15 protein-coding genes are annotated in these 16135 nt (G+C 60.3%); 7 read left to right on the forward strand and 8 right to left on the reverse strand.

The genetic code is table 11. From position 1 onward, the window contains the following. The first annotated feature begins 15 nt into the window (after positions 1-15). The 5 genes from hflK (ACXRVY_RS01040) to cfaB all read left to right on the forward strand — a co-directional run bounded on the left by hflK (ACXRVY_RS01040) (position 16) and on the right by cfaB (position 7377). A complete protein-coding gene (hflK, locus tag ACXRVY_RS01040) occupies positions 16-1974 on the forward strand; it encodes a protease modulator HflK (RefSeq protein WP_458236959.1) in 1959 nt (652 codons plus the stop codon). Further along, the gene (hflC, locus tag ACXRVY_RS01045; RefSeq protein ID WP_223459057.1) at positions 1971-3011 is read left to right on the forward strand and encodes a protease modulator HflC; all 1041 of its coding nucleotides are present in this window, start codon (positions 1971-1973) and stop codon (positions 3009-3011) included. The genes hflK (ACXRVY_RS01040) and hflC overlap by 4 nt, the downstream gene beginning before the upstream one ends. Continuing rightward, positions 3008-4066: a protease modulator HflK gene (hflK, locus tag ACXRVY_RS01050; protein ID WP_223459055.1), complete on the forward strand. Its 1059-nt coding sequence runs from the start codon at positions 3008-3010 to the stop codon at positions 4064-4066. Before hflC ends, hflK (ACXRVY_RS01050) begins: the two co-directional genes overlap by 4 nt. Then, the gene (locus ACXRVY_RS01055; protein ID WP_223459053.1) at positions 4063-5973 is read left to right on the forward strand and encodes a cation-translocating P-type ATPase; all 1911 of its coding nucleotides are present in this window, start codon (positions 4063-4065) and stop codon (positions 5971-5973) included. The genes hflK (ACXRVY_RS01050) and ACXRVY_RS01055 overlap by 4 nt, the downstream gene beginning before the upstream one ends. A gap of 219 nt (positions 5974-6192) precedes the next feature. Beyond that, entirely contained in the window at positions 6193-7377 is a 1185-nt protein-coding gene (gene cfaB, locus ACXRVY_RS01060; RefSeq protein ID WP_458236960.1) for a C17 cyclopropane fatty acid synthase CfaB, read from the forward strand. On the opposite strand, the gene cls is transcribed toward cfaB, so the two are convergent. Next, entirely contained in the window at positions 7374-8813 is a 1440-nt protein-coding gene (gene cls, locus ACXRVY_RS01065) for a cardiolipin synthase (RefSeq protein WP_223459049.1), read from the reverse strand. The genes cfaB and cls overlap by 4 nt on opposite strands. Before the next feature lie 132 nt (positions 8814-8945). On the opposite strand from cls, the gene ACXRVY_RS01070 reads away from it, so the two are divergent. After that, positions 8946-9467, forward strand: a complete 522-nt coding sequence (locus ACXRVY_RS01070) for a DUF3617 domain-containing protein (RefSeq protein ID WP_223459046.1) — start codon at positions 8946-8948, stop codon at positions 9465-9467. A gap of 99 nt (positions 9468-9566) precedes the next feature. Here ACXRVY_RS01070 and ACXRVY_RS01075 read toward each other — a convergent pair whose 3' ends face one another. The 6 genes from ACXRVY_RS01075 to ACXRVY_RS01100 form a co-directional block, all read right to left on the reverse strand. Continuing rightward, positions 9567-10445: a His/Gly/Thr/Pro-type tRNA ligase C-terminal domain-containing protein gene (locus ACXRVY_RS01075; protein WP_457266010.1), complete on the reverse strand. Its 879-nt coding sequence runs from the start codon at positions 10443-10445 to the stop codon at positions 9567-9569. Between the two features lie 129 nt (positions 10446-10574). Then, the gene (locus ACXRVY_RS01080) at positions 10575-11450 is read right to left on the reverse strand and encodes a metal ABC transporter substrate-binding protein (RefSeq protein WP_457266009.1); all 876 of its coding nucleotides are present in this window, start codon (positions 11448-11450) and stop codon (positions 10575-10577) included. 11 nt (positions 11451-11461) lie between these two features. Continuing rightward, positions 11462-12328: a metal ABC transporter permease gene (locus tag ACXRVY_RS01085; RefSeq protein WP_223459040.1), complete on the reverse strand. Its 867-nt coding sequence runs from the start codon at positions 12326-12328 to the stop codon at positions 11462-11464. Continuing rightward, complete coding sequence (locus ACXRVY_RS01090) at positions 12328-12996, reverse strand: metal ABC transporter ATP-binding protein (RefSeq protein WP_457266008.1); 669 nt, start codon at positions 12994-12996, stop codon at positions 12328-12330. The genes ACXRVY_RS01085 and ACXRVY_RS01090 overlap by 1 nt, the downstream gene beginning before the upstream one ends. Beyond that, the gene (folE2, locus tag ACXRVY_RS01095; protein WP_223459036.1) at positions 12993-13889 is read right to left on the reverse strand and encodes a GTP cyclohydrolase FolE2; all 897 of its coding nucleotides are present in this window, start codon (positions 13887-13889) and stop codon (positions 12993-12995) included. Before folE2 ends, ACXRVY_RS01090 begins: the two co-directional genes overlap by 4 nt. A 145-nt stretch (positions 13890-14034) precedes the next feature. Continuing rightward, positions 14035-14412, reverse strand: a complete 378-nt coding sequence (locus ACXRVY_RS01100) for a glutamine synthetase (RefSeq protein ID WP_223459034.1) — start codon at positions 14410-14412, stop codon at positions 14035-14037. A gap of 140 nt (positions 14413-14552) precedes the next feature. Between ACXRVY_RS01100 and zigA the strand changes: the two genes are divergently transcribed. Then, complete coding sequence (gene zigA / locus ACXRVY_RS01105) at positions 14553-15758, forward strand: zinc metallochaperone GTPase ZigA (protein WP_223459032.1); 1206 nt, start codon at positions 14553-14555, stop codon at positions 15756-15758. Positions 15759-15773: 15 nt separating this feature from the next. On the opposite strand, the gene ACXRVY_RS01110 is transcribed toward zigA, so the two are convergent. Further along, positions 15774-16130, reverse strand: a complete 357-nt coding sequence (locus ACXRVY_RS01110; protein WP_223459030.1) for an NADH:ubiquinone oxidoreductase — start codon at positions 16128-16130, stop codon at positions 15774-15776. Positions 16131-16135: the final 5 nt, after the last annotated feature.

A 16135-nucleotide genomic window follows, 5' to 3' on the forward strand; every position in this document is an offset into this window, starting at 1 on the left:
ACACTCTGGGGTGGTATGCAAGTCGATCTCGATGTTGATGAAGCTCCGTTAGCCGGGTTGCCGCGCTTTCAGCAGGCGTTCATTCAAGGGCGGCGTTTGCGCCAGTTCGCCATCGGTGCGGGCGTATTCGCGACGGTGGGTGTGCTGCTGGCGCTTTTTGCCGGGCTGTTTTCCTCGCAAACACTGTGGCCGGCGTTGCTGCTGAACCTGAGCGCGGCGTCTGTGGTGTTGATGGCCGGTTTGCAATCGGCCTGGTGGGTAACCCAGTGGCGTGCCCGCGCCATGAATCCCGTAGTGCCGGTGGTTGTTGTCGACGAGTCTGTCGCGCCTTCGGGGTGGTATGAACGTTTGCTGGACCGGATCAGCCGGAAATCGCAGCACTTGCTCGGGCAAATCGGCGCGCCGACGTTGTGGCTTGGCGGCTGGGCATTGTTGGCGGTATTGGGTGTCGAACAGGCCTGGAACCTCACATTGCCCCCGGCAGCGTTGGGCCTGTCGGCCCCTGTCGGGGCAGCGTGCTTCTTGCTGTTGGCGTTCGGCCTGTTGGTGATGGAGCGCCATCTGGCGCAGGAAAATACCGCGCAATGGCCTGAAGCCGCTACGTTGGCGCAATTGATCCGTGTGGCGATCATCAGCCTGGTGCTCGGTGCTTTTTGTCTGTTGTTTGCCGATGAAACCTCGGTATGGCCTGTACGTCTGGCAGTGTTGATCGGTCTGCTGCCGGGGCTGGTGGCGGCAGAATTGTTGCTGCGTGCGCTGTTGTCATTGTTCAGCCCACGCCGCGATCGTCTTGAACCGGAGTTGTTGGCACGCAGTTTTGTCGTCGACATGCTGCGCTGGCCGCCACAGCCTTTGCTGGCGTTGCAGCACGAATTGCATAACCGCTTCGGCATCGATCTGCGGCAGATCTGGGCCTTCTCTTACATGCGTCGGGCGTTCCTGCCGGTACTGGCGGTGGTTTCGCTGGTTGGCTGGTCGCTGACCGGCATTCACGAAATTGCCCTGCAAGGGCGTGGCATTTACGAACGATTCGGCAAACCGGTGGAGGTGTTTGGCCCAGGTTTGCACATGGGTTTGCCTTGGCCATTGGGCCGCGTGTTGAGCGTCGAGAATGGGGTCGTTCACGAGTTGGCCACCAGTGTTGGCGAAACCTCGGCCCCCGCTCAGGCCGACCCCGCCGAAGGCCCGGCCCCGGCGATTGCCAATCGCTTGTGGGACGCCAGCCATGTGAACGACAAATCTCAGGTGATCGCCAGCAGCCGAGCCGACAAGCAGAGCTTTCAGATCGTCAACATGGACGTGCGCTTCGTCTATCGCATCGGTCTGAGTGATGAGGCGGCGTTGGCCGCAACCTATAACAGTGCCGATGTGCCGATGTTGATTCGCAGCACCGCCAGCCGAMTCCTGGTTCACGATTTCGCCTCGCGCACCCTCGACGGTTTGCTTGGCGAGGACAGGGTAGGGCTGGCCGAAGAAATCGGCCGCGCGGTTCAGGCGGACCTGCAAAAACTCGACAGCGGCGTGGAAATTCTCGCCACCGTGGTCGAGGCGATTCACCCTCCGGCCGGTGCAGCCAATGCCTATCACGGCGTGCAAGCGGCGCAGATTGGCGCGCAAGCCTTGATCGCCCGTGAACGCGGCGCCGCTGCCGAGGCCACCAATCAGGCGCAGTTGCAGGCCAGCATCGCCCGCGATCAGGCGACGGCCAGCGCCCGTGAGATCAATGCTGGCGCCGAGGCCGCGGACCTGAAATTCAACGCCGAGCAAAAAGCCTATGCCAGCGCTGGCCAAGCCTTCGTGCTGGAGCAGTATTTCAGTCAGTTGTCCCAGGGTTTGGCCAATGCCAAATTGCTGGTGCTCGATCATCGTCTGGGCGGCAGCAGCAATGCGCCAACCATCGACCTCCGTACTTTCGCGCTGCCGGTTGACCCTGCGCCGTCGCGTAAAACCGCTCAGCCAGGAGCTGCCAATTGAGCCAGTCCCAGACCCACGATCACGATGACCACGCCGGCCACGATCACGGCCATGGCGGGCATCACCACCACGGCCATCACCATCATCACGGCGATCCGCAGGAGGCCGGTCCTTTCCCATGGCGGCGGATGGGTTGGGCGGCATTGCTGGTGGCGTTTGCGGTCGCCGCTGCAAGTCTGGTGCAGGTGCGCTCAGGTGAAGCCACTGTGATCACGCGCTTCGGCAATCCATCGCGAGTCTTGCTGGAGCCTGGACTGGGTTGGCGCTGGCCGGCACCATTCGAGGCGGCGATCCCGGTGGATCTGCGGCTGCGCACCACGTCCAGCGGTTTGCAGGATGTGGGCACGCGGGATGGTTTGCGCATCATCGTTCAGGCCTACGTGGCGTGGCAGGTGCAGGGTGATCCGGACAACGTGCAACGTTTCATGCGCGCGGTGCAGAACCAGCCCGATGAAGCTGCACGGCAGATTCGCACTTTTGTCGGCTCCGCACTGGAAACCACCGCCAGCAGTTTTGATCTGGCGAATCTGGTGAACACCGATGCCAGCCAGGTGCGCATCGCCGATTTCGAAGCACAACTGCGCAAGCAAATCGATCAGCAGTTGCTCACCACTTATGGCGTGCGCGTATTGCAGGTCGGTATCGAACGATTGACGCTGCCTTCGGTGACGCTCACCGCGACGGTCGACCGGATGCGTGCCGAGCGTGAAACCATCGCTACTGAGCGCACGGCGATCGGCAAGCGTGAAGCCGCGCAAATTCGTTCCGCCGCCGAACGTGATGCGCGGATAGTGCAGGCCGATGCCACAGTGAAAGCGGCAGATATCGAAGCGCAATCGCGCGTCGAAGCGGCGCAGATTTATGGTCGTGCCTATGCGGGATCGCCGCAGCTCTACAACCTGCTGCGCTCGCTCGATACCTTGGGCACGGTGGTAACGCCGGGAACCAAGCTGATTCTGCGCACCGATGCCGCACCGTTCCGGGTGTTGGTTGACGGTCCGCCGAGCCTCGACAACAAGTCCGGATCGCAGCCATGAGTTTGGTTCCACGTGGAACAAATGAGTTGAGCAGCCCCTGGATTCAGGCCGGGCGCTTGGCGTTTCTCGCCCTGTACGCGGTGACGGTATTGGCGGCATTGGCGTGGGCGTTTTCCAATGTGCGGCAGATCGATCCACAAAATCGCGCCGTGGTTTTGCATTTCGGGGCGCTGGATCGCATTCAGAATGCCGGGTTGTTATTGGCCTGGCCGCAACCCTTCGAGCAGGTGATTTTGTTGCCGGCGGCGGACCGGGTGATCGAGCGGCGAGTGGACAGTCTGTTGCGCAGTGGTGCCGCGATGCAGGCAGATCGCGTGGCCAGTTTTGCCACGCCCATCAGCGATGCCCTTGCAGGCTCAGGCTATCTGTTAACGGGTGATGCCGGAGTGGTGCAACTCGATGTGCGGGTTTTCTACAAAGTCACCGAGCCCTATGCATTCGTGCTTCAGGGTGAACATGTGTTGCCGGCATTGGATCGGTTGGTCACCCGCAGCGCTGTGGCACTCACCGCCGCACGCGATCTGGACACGATTCTGGTAGCCCGGCCAGAGCTGATCGGCGCTGACAGTCAGGCGGCTGAAAGACGCGAACGCTTGCGTGGCGATCTGGTGCAGGGCGTCAACCAGCGTCTTGCCGAACTCACAGCGACGGGGCAGGGACTGGGGATCGAGGTGGCGCGAGTCGATGTGCAATCGAGTCTGCCAAGCCCGGCGGTCAATGCCTTCAATGCGGTCCTGACAGCCAGTCAGCAGGCCGACAAAGCCGTGGCCAATGCGCGTACCGAAGCCGAAAAGCTGACGCAAACTGCCAACGAGCAAGCCGACAGAACACTACAAGTTGCCCATGCCCAGGCGAGTGAACGACTGGCCAAAGCATCCACCGACACGGCCACGGTGTTGAGCCTGGCCAAGGCGCAGCAACAGGGCACCGATCCGCAAATGCTGTTGCGCATTTACCGTGAACGAATGCCGAAGATCCTCGGCCAGGCCGGTTCTGTCACGACGGTCGACCCTAAAGACGATTCCCGCCTGATCATTCAGGGAGCAGCACAATGACTGCGCAAACCGCCACCGCGTCGAGCATGTTGTCTTCGACAGAACAACGTAGCGCCGCGCGCCAACTGACCCTGGCCATGCTCGCATTGGGCTTGCTGGCCTTGGGACTGATCTGGCGCTGGTTGTCGTCAGAGCAAACCGGCGTCAGTCAGCTGCTGCTGGGTTTTGCCTCGCTGCTGGTCGCCATACCGGTCATGCGTTCGGCCTGGTACAGCCTGCGCTATCCGAGCCTGCACGGCATCACCGATCAATTGATTGCCCTGGCCATGCTGGGTGCCTGGGCCACCGGAGATCTGCTGACGGCGGCGCTGTTGCCGATCATCATGATCTTCGGCCATGTGCTGGAAGAGCGCAGCGTGATCGGCTCCCAGGAAGCGATTCACGCCCTCGGCAAACTGACCCGCAGCCACGCACGCAAGGTGCAGGTGGACGGCTCCATCATCGAAGTCGACAACGGCACGCTCAAGGCGGGCGATCTGGTCGAGGTGCGCGCCGGGGACCGGGTGCCGGCGGATGGCCGGGTATTGTCCGGTCAGGCCAGTCTCGATACTGCCTCCATTACCGGCGAATCGGTGCCGATAGAGGCGGGCGTCGGCATGTCGGTGTTCGGTGGCGCAATTAACCTCGACGGTCTGCTGCGAATCGAAGTGACCCGTACCGGCCAGGAATCGACCCTCGGCAAAGTCATCGCCCTGATGCAAAACGCCGAGCGCTCGAAACCGCCGATCACTCGTTTGCTGGAGCGTTACGCGGGCAGCTATATGGTGCTGGTGTTGCTGTTGGCGGCGGTGACCTGGTTCATCACCAACAACGCTCAAGCGATGCTCGCGGTGTTGGTGGCGGCCTGTCCTTGTGCGCTGGTGTTGTCGGCACCGGCGACGGCTATTGCCGGGGTGGCGGTAGCAGCACGCCACGGGATTCTGATCCGCAGTTCTGCGTTCCTTGAAGAGTTGGCGGACCTGACCTCGCTGGTAGTCGACAAAACCGGGACGCTGACATTCGGCACCTTGCGCCTGCAATCCATCGACAGTCCGCTTGAGGATCGCAGCCATGTCATGAAGCTCGCCGCCAGCCTCGGCTCGGCCAGCAGTCACCCGGTCAGCCGTGCGCTCGCGGGGTTGGTGACCCAGGAGCATTTCCTGCTGCTTTCCGACATTCGTGAACGCCAGGGCCTCGGTGTGGTGGCGATGACCGGGCAGGGTGAGGCGGCGCTTGGCCGGCCGGAGTTGTTCGCGCAACTGGGCATCAGCACAACGGAGATTCCCGATCACGACGGCCCGATTGCCGGGCTGGCGCTCAACGGGGAGTTTCTTGCCTGGCTGTTGCTGGCCGACAGCGTCAAACCCGAGGCGCAGTTTGCCTTGGGTGAGTTGCGTGATCTGGGTTTGGGCCGCCAGTTGTTGCTCACCGGTGACCGGCACAGCGTCGCGCAGACGTTGGCCCGGGATGTCGGGATCAGTGACGTCGAAGCACAAGCCTTGCCCGAAGACAAACTCAACCGCGTGCTCAAGGAAATCGACAGCGGCTTCCGGCCGATGGTGGTCGGCGATGGCATCAACGACTCCCTGGCCCTCAAGGCTGGAGTAGTCGGTGTGGCCATGGGCGCGGGCGGTGCGGACATTGCCCTGGCATCGGCGGACATCGTGCTGATCGGCAGTGACCTGCGCCGCCTCGGCACCTGCGTGCGCCTGAGTCGTCAATGCCGCCAGACGTTGCAGGTCAATGTGATCATCGGATTGGGCTGGACCCTGGCGATCGTAGCCTTCGCCGCTTTCGGCTGGCTTGGCGCTGCAGGGGCGATGATTGCGGCGTTGCTGCATAACCTCAGCACCTTGCTGGTGTTGGGCAATGCCGGTCGTTTGCTGCGGTTCCAGGAGCCGTTGCTCAAGCTCAAGGACGAAACCTGAAGGCGAACGCTCTAAACCGGGTAATCACGGGGCTTCAACTTTTTAGAACTGTGCGCCCGGTTCGTAGTCATTGAAGATGAGGGCACATCATTTTTGTGCGTTCGCGGCGGCAGCTGTAGGCGTCGCGAATCATTGAAAACGGCTATTAATTCGATAGCCAGCTATTTTTCAAAGATGGTCTACCCTCTGTTTAGACGTCTGAAACAAGGGAGATTCTCCATGCTCGCGCATCTTCCACCGGCCTTACAGAATCTGCAGTTACCGCTTCGCCTGAGACTCTGGGATGGCCATGAACTCAATCTGGGGCCGACGCCCAGTGTCACGATTGTGGTCAAGGATCCGCAGATGGTCACCCAGTTTACCCATCCCAGCCTGGACACCCTTGGCGCTGCATTTGTCGAAGGCAAACTGGAACTCGAAGGCTCCATCAGCGATGTGATCCGCGTCTGCGATGAGTGGAGCCAGGCGTTGCTGGATGAAAACTACGACAATCTGCCTGTGCGTAGCGTCCACGACAAAGAGACGGACGCCAAGGCGATCTCCTACCACTACGACCTTTCCAACGCGTTCTATCAGCTGTGGCTCGACAGCGACATGGCGTATTCCTGCGCCTATTTCGAGACCGGCAGCGAATCCCTGGAACAAGCCCAGCAAGCCAAGTTCCGTCATTTGTGCCGCAAGCTGCGCCTGCAGCCCGGCGAATATCTGCTGGATGTGGGTTGCGGGTGGGGCGGATTGGCGCGTTTTGCGGCGCGGGAATTTGGCGCGAGAGTGTTCGGTATCACCCTCAGCAAGGAGCAGTTGGCCCTGGCCCGGGAGCGCGTAAAAGCGGAGGGCCTGGAGGACCTGGTCGAACTGCAACTGCTCGACTATCGCGATCTGCCGCAGGATGGCCGTTTCGACAAAGTGGTTAGCGTCGGTATGTTCGAACACGTTGGTCATGCCAATCTGGCCGAGTACTGCAATACCTTGTTCGGCGCGGTGAAAGAGGGCGGCCTGGTGATGAACCACGGGATCACCGCCAAATACACCGATGGCCGTCCGGTGGGACGCGGTGCCGGTGATTTCATCGGGAAATATGTGTTCCCCAACGGCGAGCTGCCGCATCTGTCGATGATTTCTGCCGAGATCAGTGAGGCCGGACTGGAAATCGTCGACGTCGAAAGCTTGCGCCTGCACTACGCACRCACGCTCGATCACTGGAGCGAACGCCTGGAAGACAACCTCGAAGCGGCCTCCAGACTCGTACCGGAACAGGTCCTGCGTATCTGGCGGCTTTATCTGGCCGGTTGCGCTTACGCGTTCGCCCGGGGCTGGATCAACCTGCACCAGATTCTCGCAGTGAAGGCCCACGCCGATGGCAGTCATGAACTGCCATGGACCCGTGACGATATCTACCTCTAGAGAATCGGCGAAATAAGCCGGGCGACCCGCATGCCGACCTGTTGGACGCGGCGGGTCTCCCGGCCTTCTTCCTTGGCGATTTCGTGGGCGTTGGCAAAGTCATCGTTGAGCATCTCTTCCACCTCGGCGGCGAACGCGCGGTCGACGGTCAGCAACATCACTTCGAAATTCAGCCGGAACGAACGGTTGTCCATGTTGGCACTGCCGATGGCGCTGATTTCGCTGTCGATCAATACCACTTTCTGATGCAGGAACCCGGGTTGGTAACGGAATACCCGCACACCGGCGCGCACCGCTTCGAAGGCGTAGAGGCTTGAGGCGGCGTAGACGATTCGATGATCGGGCCGGGATGGCAACAGCAGGCGCACATCCACGCCGCGCAGTACCGCCAGGCGCAATGCTGCGAACACGGCTTCATCGGGGATGAAATACGGGCTGGTGATCCAGACCCTTTCCGTCGCCGCATGGATCGCTTCGACAAAGAACAGAGAACAGGTTTCACAGGCGTCTGCCGGCCCACTGGCGAGCAACTGGCACAGTACGCCGTCTTCCGGATAAACCTCGGGCAGGATCAGCGGCGGCAGTACACGAGCCACCCAGAACCAGTCTTCGGCGAAAGACTCCTGCATGCACGCCACCACCGGCCCGCGCACTTGTACGTGGGTATCGCGCCAGGGCGCCAGGGGCGGTTTCTCGCCCATGTATTCGTCACCGACGTTGTGCCCGCCGACGAAGCCGAGAATGCCGTCCACCACCACGATCTTGCGGTGGTTGCGGAAGTTCACCTGAAAGCGATTGAGCCAGCCACTGCGGGTGGCGAAGGCTTTGACCTCGACCCCGCCATCACGCAAGGCCTGCACATAGCCGTGGGGCAGGGAATGGCTACCGATTCGGTCATATAACAGGTAAATCGCCACGCCTTCGGCGGCTTTCTTCAACAGCAGGTTTTGCAGGCGCTGGCCGAGGCGATCGTCGTGAACGATGAAAAACTGGATCAGCACGGCTTCTTTCGCCTGGCTGATGGCATCGAAAATGGCCTCGAACGTGTTCTGACCGTTGATCAACAGACGCATTTGGTTGTTGGCCAGGCAGGGCATCTGTCCGAGCTTGGGCATCGCTCTGAGTGAGGCGTATGCAGAAGAAGCGCGGGCGGTGAGCGCCTCTTCTACCCAGGGTCGCCAGTTGAGTTCGGAAACAGCCTTGCGCATTTCTTCGTTGGCCTGCCGCCGGGCCTTGATGTAGCCATCGAAGGTGCTGCGGCCGAACATCAGGTACGGGATCAGCGTGAAGTAAGGGATGAAAAACAGCGACAGCGCCCAGGCGATCGAGCCTTGGGCGGTACGGACGGTCAACACGGCGTGTATGGCCGCGATCATGCCCAGCGAGTGCAACAGGGCGATGGTATAACCGAAAATATGCGGTCCGAAATAATCCATGGGGGCTGCCTTGCTCCTGAAGATTCAATGCTTAACAGACCATGTTCCGTACAGAATGTCGCTAATTAATTGGCCCATGAACCGAAGCGCGCGGCTGACGTCTAACGGCCACTACTGATCAGGAGTTACTCGATGAACGTTCGTCTGCTGGGTTTGGCCATGGCACTGGGTTTGGCACTTCCTGTTGCGGCTCACGCGCAAATGCTGCAACCAGGATTGTGGGAGCTGACTACGAGCAACATGAAGGTCGATGAACAGAATATGCCGGACCTGCAATTGATCCTTGGTCAGCTCCAGAGCCAGATGACCCCTGAGCAGCGTGCACAGCTGGAAAAACAGGGCATCACTATGGGCGGTAAAGGGGTCCGGGCGTGCCTGACCCCGGAGCAAGTCAAGACCGACAACATTCCTCTGACCGATCCGCAGTCGGGCTGCAAGCAGGAAATCACCGACCGCTCCGGCAATCAGTGGAAATTCCGTTTCAGCTGCCCGAGAGCCCAGGGTGCGGGCGTGGCGACATTCCTCAGTGATCGCGAGTTCACCACCAAGGTCAACGGGACGTTCAACGCCACCGGCATTCAGCAGAAGGGCAGCCTCGAATCCCGCGCCGTCTGGCTGGGGCAGGATTGCGGTACTGTGAAGCCAAGAGCTTAAAAGCTTCGTCGGATCGCCGCCCGGAGCAGGCTCGCTCCCACATTGATTGTGCTTTCTCTGTGGGAGCGAGCCGGCTCGCGAGGGCGTCCGCAAGCCGCCCTAAATCCCCGGCCGACTCAACCATTCACACGCCGCCTCGACAGGCATCCGGCCAAAATCTTCCCCCGTGCGGCTGCGCACACTGACAAATCCCCCAGCTTGTTCTTTCTCGCCCACCACCACCAGGTACGGCACGGTCTGGCTGTGCTGGCGAATCTTGTAGTGAACTTTTTCGTTACGCAGGTCGGCCCTGGCGCGTACGCCCCGTTGGCGCAAGGATTCGGTCACCGCTTGTGCATAAGTCGCCTGGCGATCATCCATGCTCACGACGACCACGTGGGGTGGAACGCTCCACTGTTGCAGTTCCTGATGGCTGGACCAGCAAGTGCCGTAGATCCGTTGTTGTAACGTGCCGTTGATGTGGTCGAGGGTAAACGCCTGCAAGACTTTGGTGGTGGGGACGTGCGGTCCATGGCTCTGGTACTCGGTGTCCCCCAGACGGTACAGCGACACTGCTTCGCGCACCGGCCGACGACGGATCGAGTGATTGGTCGCTGCCAGTGATTGCATGCGCGCTTCGATGAGGGGCAGGTCTGCCACGGTCAGCGGTGGCTCGACGGCAAACTCGTAAAAGAAACCGTCGCCCAATTCCTTGCCCACACGCATTTGCGCATGCGGGTGGAGTTGCTTGACCGCCATTGCCAGCATCAAGGCACAGGAGCGGCGCAAGATCTCCAGGCCGTCCGGCTCCCGGGGGGTGACAATGCTGACCCGGGCATTTGCCTCGATCATGTATTCGCAGTCCACCAGGACCCCATTGACCCGGCCCGCCACAGCCGCGCTGGCCAGTTCGGGGCCGATGCTGGCGGCAACCTCGTGCACGGACAGCGGCTGGTCGTACTCACGCAATGAACCGTCGGGCAGGGTGATCTGGATCATGGTCGGCGTACTCAGGTGCTTCTAACGAGCGTTATCGCATAAACCGTAGGGGAAAACCCTGGCGGTTGTCATTAAGACGTTTGTCGTGCCAGGCAATCAGCGGTAAATCTCCGGAAGGGTTCCTGCGGATCATGGCTGGCTCAACGCGTTGTACAGGGTGTTGAGGTTGTACTCGAACATCCCGGTAAAGGTGCTGGCCGGACCGCTCGCCGCGAGGGCATCGGAGTACAGCGTACCGCCGATCTGCGCGCCGCTTTCATCTGCGATTTGCTTGAGCAGGCGGGCGTCCTTGATATTTTCCATGAACACCGCCTTGACCTTGGCCTGACGAATCTGGGTAATCAGTGCGGCCACTTCGGCGGCTGAAGGTTCGCGCTCGGTAGACAGACCTTGAGGCGCCATGAACTCGATACCGTAAGCTTGGCCGAGATAACCGAAGGCGTCATGGGACGTCACGATCTTGCGGTTGCCTGGTGGCAGTGAGCCGAGTTTGGCCTTGGCTTCGGCGAGCAGGGCGTAGACCTGTTTCAGGTACATCTGGCTGTTGCGCTCATAGTCGGCGGTGTTCGCCGGGTCGGCGGCGATCAGCGCCCTGGTGATGTTGGCGATGTACAGTTCGGTGTTCGCCAGGTTATGCCAGGCATGCGGGTCGGGAACGGTTTCGCCGTCTTCATCCAGGCTACGCGGTATAACGCCGCGGCTCGCGCTGATGACCGGCGCCCGGGTCTCTGTGCTCGTCACCAGGCGATCCAGCCAGGGCTCGAAACCCAGGCCGTTCTTGATGATGAGTCTGGCTTTGAGCAGTGCTTTAGCGTCGTCCGGTGTCGGCTCGTAGGTATGGGCATCCGCGTCCGGGCCGACCATGTTGGTGATCTGGATATGATCCTTGCCGATCTGTCGGGTCATGTCGGCAAGGATGCTGAAGCTGGTGACCACCTGAAGTTTTTCGGCGGCAGACAGCGACATCGACACCATCAAGCTGAACAACACGAGTAAAGCGCGCATCGGGTAACACCTCATTGGGATGTGAGCAAAGGTGGGCGGCGCAGCAAGCCGTGCACCGGCCCGAACACCACGGACAACAGATACCCGCCGCCGGCCACCAGCACGATTGCCGGGCCACTGGGCAGTGAGTAATAGAACGAGATCAATAAACCCATCCACACCGAGAGGCTGCCGAGCAACGCGGCGACGACGATCAGCACCGGCAGGCGGCGGCTCCAGAAGCGTGCCGCGGCGGCAGGCAACATCATCAGGCCGACTACCATCAACGCACCGATCGCCTGGAAGCCGATGACCAGATTCAACACCACCAGCGTCAGGAACACGCCGTGGGCCAATGGGCCGAGTCGGCTGACGGTTTGCAGAAAAAGCGGGTCGAGGGTGTCGAGCAGCAGTGGTTTGTAGATCAGTGTCATGGCAATCAGGCTCAGGCCCGAGACCCAAAGCATGCCGGTCAAGGTCGGACCGTCGACAGCCAAAGCCGAGCCAAACAGCAGGTGCAACAGGTCCAGGCGTTTGCCGGCGATGCCGAGAATCAGCACGCCACCGGCCAGGGATATCGGGTAAATCGCCGCGAGGCTGGCGTCCTCTCGCAGGCCGGTGCGTCGCGTAATCCAGGCCGCGAGGCCAGCCATGCTCAGGCCGGCGCCGAGACCGCCTATGGTCAACGCCGGGAGGCTCAACCCGGCAAACCAGAAACCCAGCGCCGCACCGGGAAGGATGCCGTGGGCGACGGCATCGCCGATCAGGCTCATGCGCCTGAGGATCAGAAACACCCCAAGGGGCGCCGTACTGCACGCCAGGAGCAAGCCGCCGAGCAGCGCCCGACGCATGAACACGAACTCGTGGAACGGTTGCCAGAGATGCGCGGTAGCGATCATCAGGCCACCTGTGCCTGTGGTAGTTGGCGGATCAGTTCGGTGCTCGGGCCGAATGCACAACCGCTGCTTTTGATCAGCAACGTGCATGGGATGTGCTCGCGGACGGCGGCCAGGTCATGGCATACGATCACCAGTGTCCGGCCTTCGAGGTGCCAATCGTGTATGTGCTTCCAGAGCAATACCTGGCCGAGTTCATCGAGGGCCGCGTGGGGTTCATCGAGCAACAGTACGGGTGCGTCGGTCAGGCTCAATCGGGCGAGCAGGGCGCGTTGCAATTCGCCGCCGGAGAGGGCCATCAAGGGTCGATCTTCCAGACCGTTCAGGCACCAATTTTCGAGGACGGTTTTCAGTCGTTGGCTGCGGATCTCCGGCGACTTTTTGTTGCCCCAGAAACCGGCGGCGACCAATGCCTGAAGGCTGATCGGAAATTGCCTGTCCAGGTGTTGTTGCTGGGGCAGGAACGACACACCGCCCTTGATTGGAACACTCAGTCGCACCTTTCCGGCCAACGGTTTTTGCAAGCCGGCGATGACCTTCAACAGGCTGCTTTTCCCGGAACCGTTCGCGCCGATGATGGCGGTCAGGCTGCCCTTCGACAGTTCGAAGTCCAGCGCTGGCGTGAGTGGCTGCCCCGGTGCGCCCCAGCGCAAGGCCTGGCAACCAATCATGCGACCTCCCAGTTGAAACGGCTTTCGGCTACGGCGTCATGGGCGTGCAGGCTTTCGGCGTGGGTGACACGAATGTGGAAGGCATTGATGCCTGTGGAGCGTTTCAGGGCCAGATTCAAACGGCGTGCGGCGTCCTCGCAGAACATCAGGTTCTGACCATTGGCCAGGGCGAAGGCTTGTTCGTCGGCGCGTTTTACCGCTGTTTGAACGGCGGTGCCGAGTGCGGCTTCGGCGTCGTTGATGACGGCGATCAGAGGCAGATCGTCCAAAAAATCAGCCAACCGTACGCGCAACTTTGCGCTGCTGCGTTGGCTGTGAGGTGTGGCGACGATGCCGTTCGTGGAGCCGAGCCACGCTAAAACGTCGGCGTGTTGCAGTGCCTTGTTGGCGAAATCGTCGACGAAGTGCTGCTGAATTAGCTGTCGAGAAAGGGCCGCGGAACACGGGCAGGTTGAGGAATAAGACACATCGACTTTTAGTTCCACGTGGAACATTGCGTTTTTCAAACGTGCTTCGATGTTCACCGGATAGCTTTTCCAGCCAGACAATGGACTGATCAGCGCCGGCCTTTTCAGCAATAAATCGGCGTGAATGGCTAAGTGAGCACTGTTGGAAAGCCCTTCATGGCTCTCAAGAAAACGCTGCAGAACCCTCCTCAATAAAGCCGGAGAAAGGTTTTCCTGCTCCAGCAATTCAAGCGCCAGATAGAGCCGTGACATGTGAATGCCGCGCGCGTTGCCATCGTCGAGACTCACGCCGGCATCGACCTTTGCATTCAATCGTTGGCCATCAAACAAAACAGGTAGAGCAATGCCGCACATGCCCACCCACTCCAGTGGCAGGGCTTGGCGTGAGGCCTGCGCGGCGATATCCGGCAGAGTCAGCGCATTCATGAGCAGGTCCATCGAGAGAGTTGACTTAAAATGTTATATCATAACAACTAAGTCGGCGATGCCTTTTTCATGAGCGGACTTTCATCATGCGCAACCGCCACATGCTCAGCCTGATTTCACGCCATCAACAGAAAAACAAAGAGGTTTAACAGCCAGCGATCCGGCTGCAAGTGAACCTGGCGCTGCTGCCGCCGGAGCTGGAAAACCGGTTGATTGTGGTCCAGCCGACGCGCTGGTTGTAGCCAACCCAGGCCTCGCCATCGGAAGCGATACCGGTGAAAAATACAAACTGGCCGTAGCGGCTGTTGGTCTGCGCCCAATAGCGTTTTCCGGCCGTTTCGAAACCCCGCAGATAGATGGTGCTTCCGGCGGTATTGACGCTGTAGGCGTTGCCATCCGCATCCACGCAGGCCAACAGGTTGGCGCTACGGGTGCACTTGGCCAGGCTCGGGATCTGGGCCATCGCGTCGGCAGCCACCAGCAGGGAAAGCATGATCAGTGCAGGTTTCAGGACGTTGTGCATAGGGCTTCTCATGGAAGGAACGCGTACAGCATCGTGTCCTTTGCCCTACCGGGCAAGAGGGGATGGCATATTGTTGTTGTTACAGTATAACATTGTGTAAGCCCGACGCAGCGACCGGGCACCCTGTGAGGAATATGCAGATGTCCAATCGACTCCCCGTGACCGTTCTCTCCGGCTTTTTAGGCGCCGGAAAAAGTACACTTCTTAATTACATACTACGTAATCGCGATGGATTGCGAGTGGCAGTCATCGTCAACGATATGAGCGAAATTAACGTCGATGGCACCGAAGTCCAGCGCGATGTCAGCCTGAACCGAGCCGAAGAACGGTTGGTGGAGATGAGTAACGGGTGTATTTGCTGTACGTTACGTGAAGACTTGCTGGAGGAGGTGAGTCAACTCGCCAGGGAGGGTCGCTTCGACTATCTGCTGATCGAGTCCACCGGGATTTCCGAACCGCTGCCTGTGGCGGAAACCTTCACCTTCCGCGATGAAAACGGCCAGAGCCTCAACGACATCGCACGTCTCGACACCATGGTCACGGTGGTCGATGGCATGAACTTCCTGCTCGACTACCAGGCTGCCGAAAGCCTGGCTTCCCGAGGAGAAACCCTAGGGGAGGAAGACGAGCGTTCGATTACCGATCTGTTGATTGAGCAGGTCGAGTTCGCCGATGTGATTTTGCTCAGCAAGATCGACTTGATCAGCAGCCACCAGCGCGAAGAATTGATCGCCATTCTTGAACGGCTCAACGTCCGGGCGGAAATCATTCCGATGTCGATGGGCGAAATCCCCTTGAACAAGATTCTCAACACCGGTCGTTTTGACTTCGAAAAGGCTGCCCAGGCACCGGGATGGTTGCAGGAGCTGCGCGGTGAACATGTGCCGGAAACCGAAGAGTACGGTATCGCTTCCAGTGCTTACCGGGCTCGCCGGCCGTTCCATCCACAGCGTTTCTTCAACTTCATCGACGGTCCCTGGGACAACGGCAAACTGCTGCGCTCCAAGGGCTTTTTCTGGCTGGCGAGCAAGCAAATGGACGCTGGCAGCTGGTCCCAGGCCGGTGGTTTGATGCGCTATGGTTTTGCCGGGCGCTGGTGGCGTTTCGTACCGAAAAACCAGTGGCCGCAGGACGCAGAAAGTACCGCCGGGATCATGAAAAACTGGACTGCCGACAGCGGGGACTGTCGTCAGGAACTGGTGTTCATCGGCCAGAACATCGACTTCACGCAGCTCACGGCCGAACTGGACGCCTGCCTGCTGACCGAAGAGGAAATGGCGCTGGGCGTAGAGGGCTGGCGTTTGCTGCCCGATCCATTCGGCCCTTGGTACGAAGAGGCCGCCTGATCCTCTACTGGCGCTTCAGGGCTTGAGCCAGGTGCCCTGGCTCTGGGCCTCGCAGTACGGCTGCAAATATGCCGCGTCGGTGGCAACGCCGTAATAGTGAATATCCTGGCGGTAGGGCATATTGGCGACTTGGGCGTTGCTGCAGATACCAAATGCGCCGCCGGGGCATTGATCGACATACTGCACCTCGACTTTCTGCCCCGCCAGGTTCGGCTGGCAGAAGCCGTCGGCAAAGAGCTTTGGCGGGATGTTGCGGTTCTGCTGGCAAACCTGGACATCAAGCCGCTCGCCCTGGCTGTGAACCACACAAGCCTGGGCCAGCACCTCGCCTGAAACGAGTGCCAGGAGCAACGACAAGCCAATCAACCGCATCCACC

The organism is Pseudomonas sp. P5_A2_2, assembly GCF_054177685.1.

Bases quoted from the DNA above. Each gene is read 5' to 3' on its own strand.
- hflK (WP_223459055.1), top strand. From the start codon at position 3,008: ATGAGTTTGGTTCCACGTGGAACAAATGAGTTGAGCAGCCCCTGGATT.
- ACXRVY_RS01055 (WP_223459053.1), top strand. From the start codon at position 4,063: ATGACTGCGCAAACCGCCACCGCGTCGAGCATGTTGTCTTCGACAGAA.
- cls (WP_223459049.1), bottom strand. From the start codon at position 8,813: ATGGATTATTTCGGACCGCATATTTTCGGTTATACCATCGCCCTGTTG.
- ACXRVY_RS01070 (WP_223459046.1), top strand. From the start codon at position 8,946: ATGAACGTTCGTCTGCTGGGTTTGGCCATGGCACTGGGTTTGGCACTT.
- ACXRVY_RS01075 (WP_457266010.1), bottom strand. From the start codon at position 10,445: ATGATCCAGATCACCCTGCCCGACGGTTCATTGCGTGAGTACGACCAG.
- ACXRVY_RS01080 (WP_457266009.1), bottom strand. From the start codon at position 11,450: ATGCGCGCTTTACTCGTGTTGTTCAGCTTGATGGTGTCGATGTCGCTG.
- ACXRVY_RS01085 (WP_223459040.1), bottom strand. From the start codon at position 12,328: ATGATCGCTACCGCGCATCTCTGGCAACCGTTCCACGAGTTCGTGTTC.
- ACXRVY_RS01090 (WP_457266008.1), bottom strand. From the start codon at position 12,996: ATGATTGGTTGCCAGGCCTTGCGCTGGGGCGCACCGGGGCAGCCACTC.
- folE2 (WP_223459036.1), bottom strand. From the start codon at position 13,889: ATGAATGCGCTGACTCTGCCGGATATCGCCGCGCAGGCCTCACGCCAA.
- ACXRVY_RS01100 (WP_223459034.1), bottom strand. From the start codon at position 14,412: ATGCACAACGTCCTGAAACCTGCACTGATCATGCTTTCCCTGCTGGTG.
- zigA (WP_223459032.1), top strand. From the start codon at position 14,553: ATGTCCAATCGACTCCCCGTGACCGTTCTCTCCGGCTTTTTAGGCGCC.
- ACXRVY_RS01110 (WP_223459030.1), bottom strand. From the start codon at position 16,130: ATGCGGTTGATTGGCTTGTCGTTGCTCCTGGCACTCGTTTCAGGCGAG.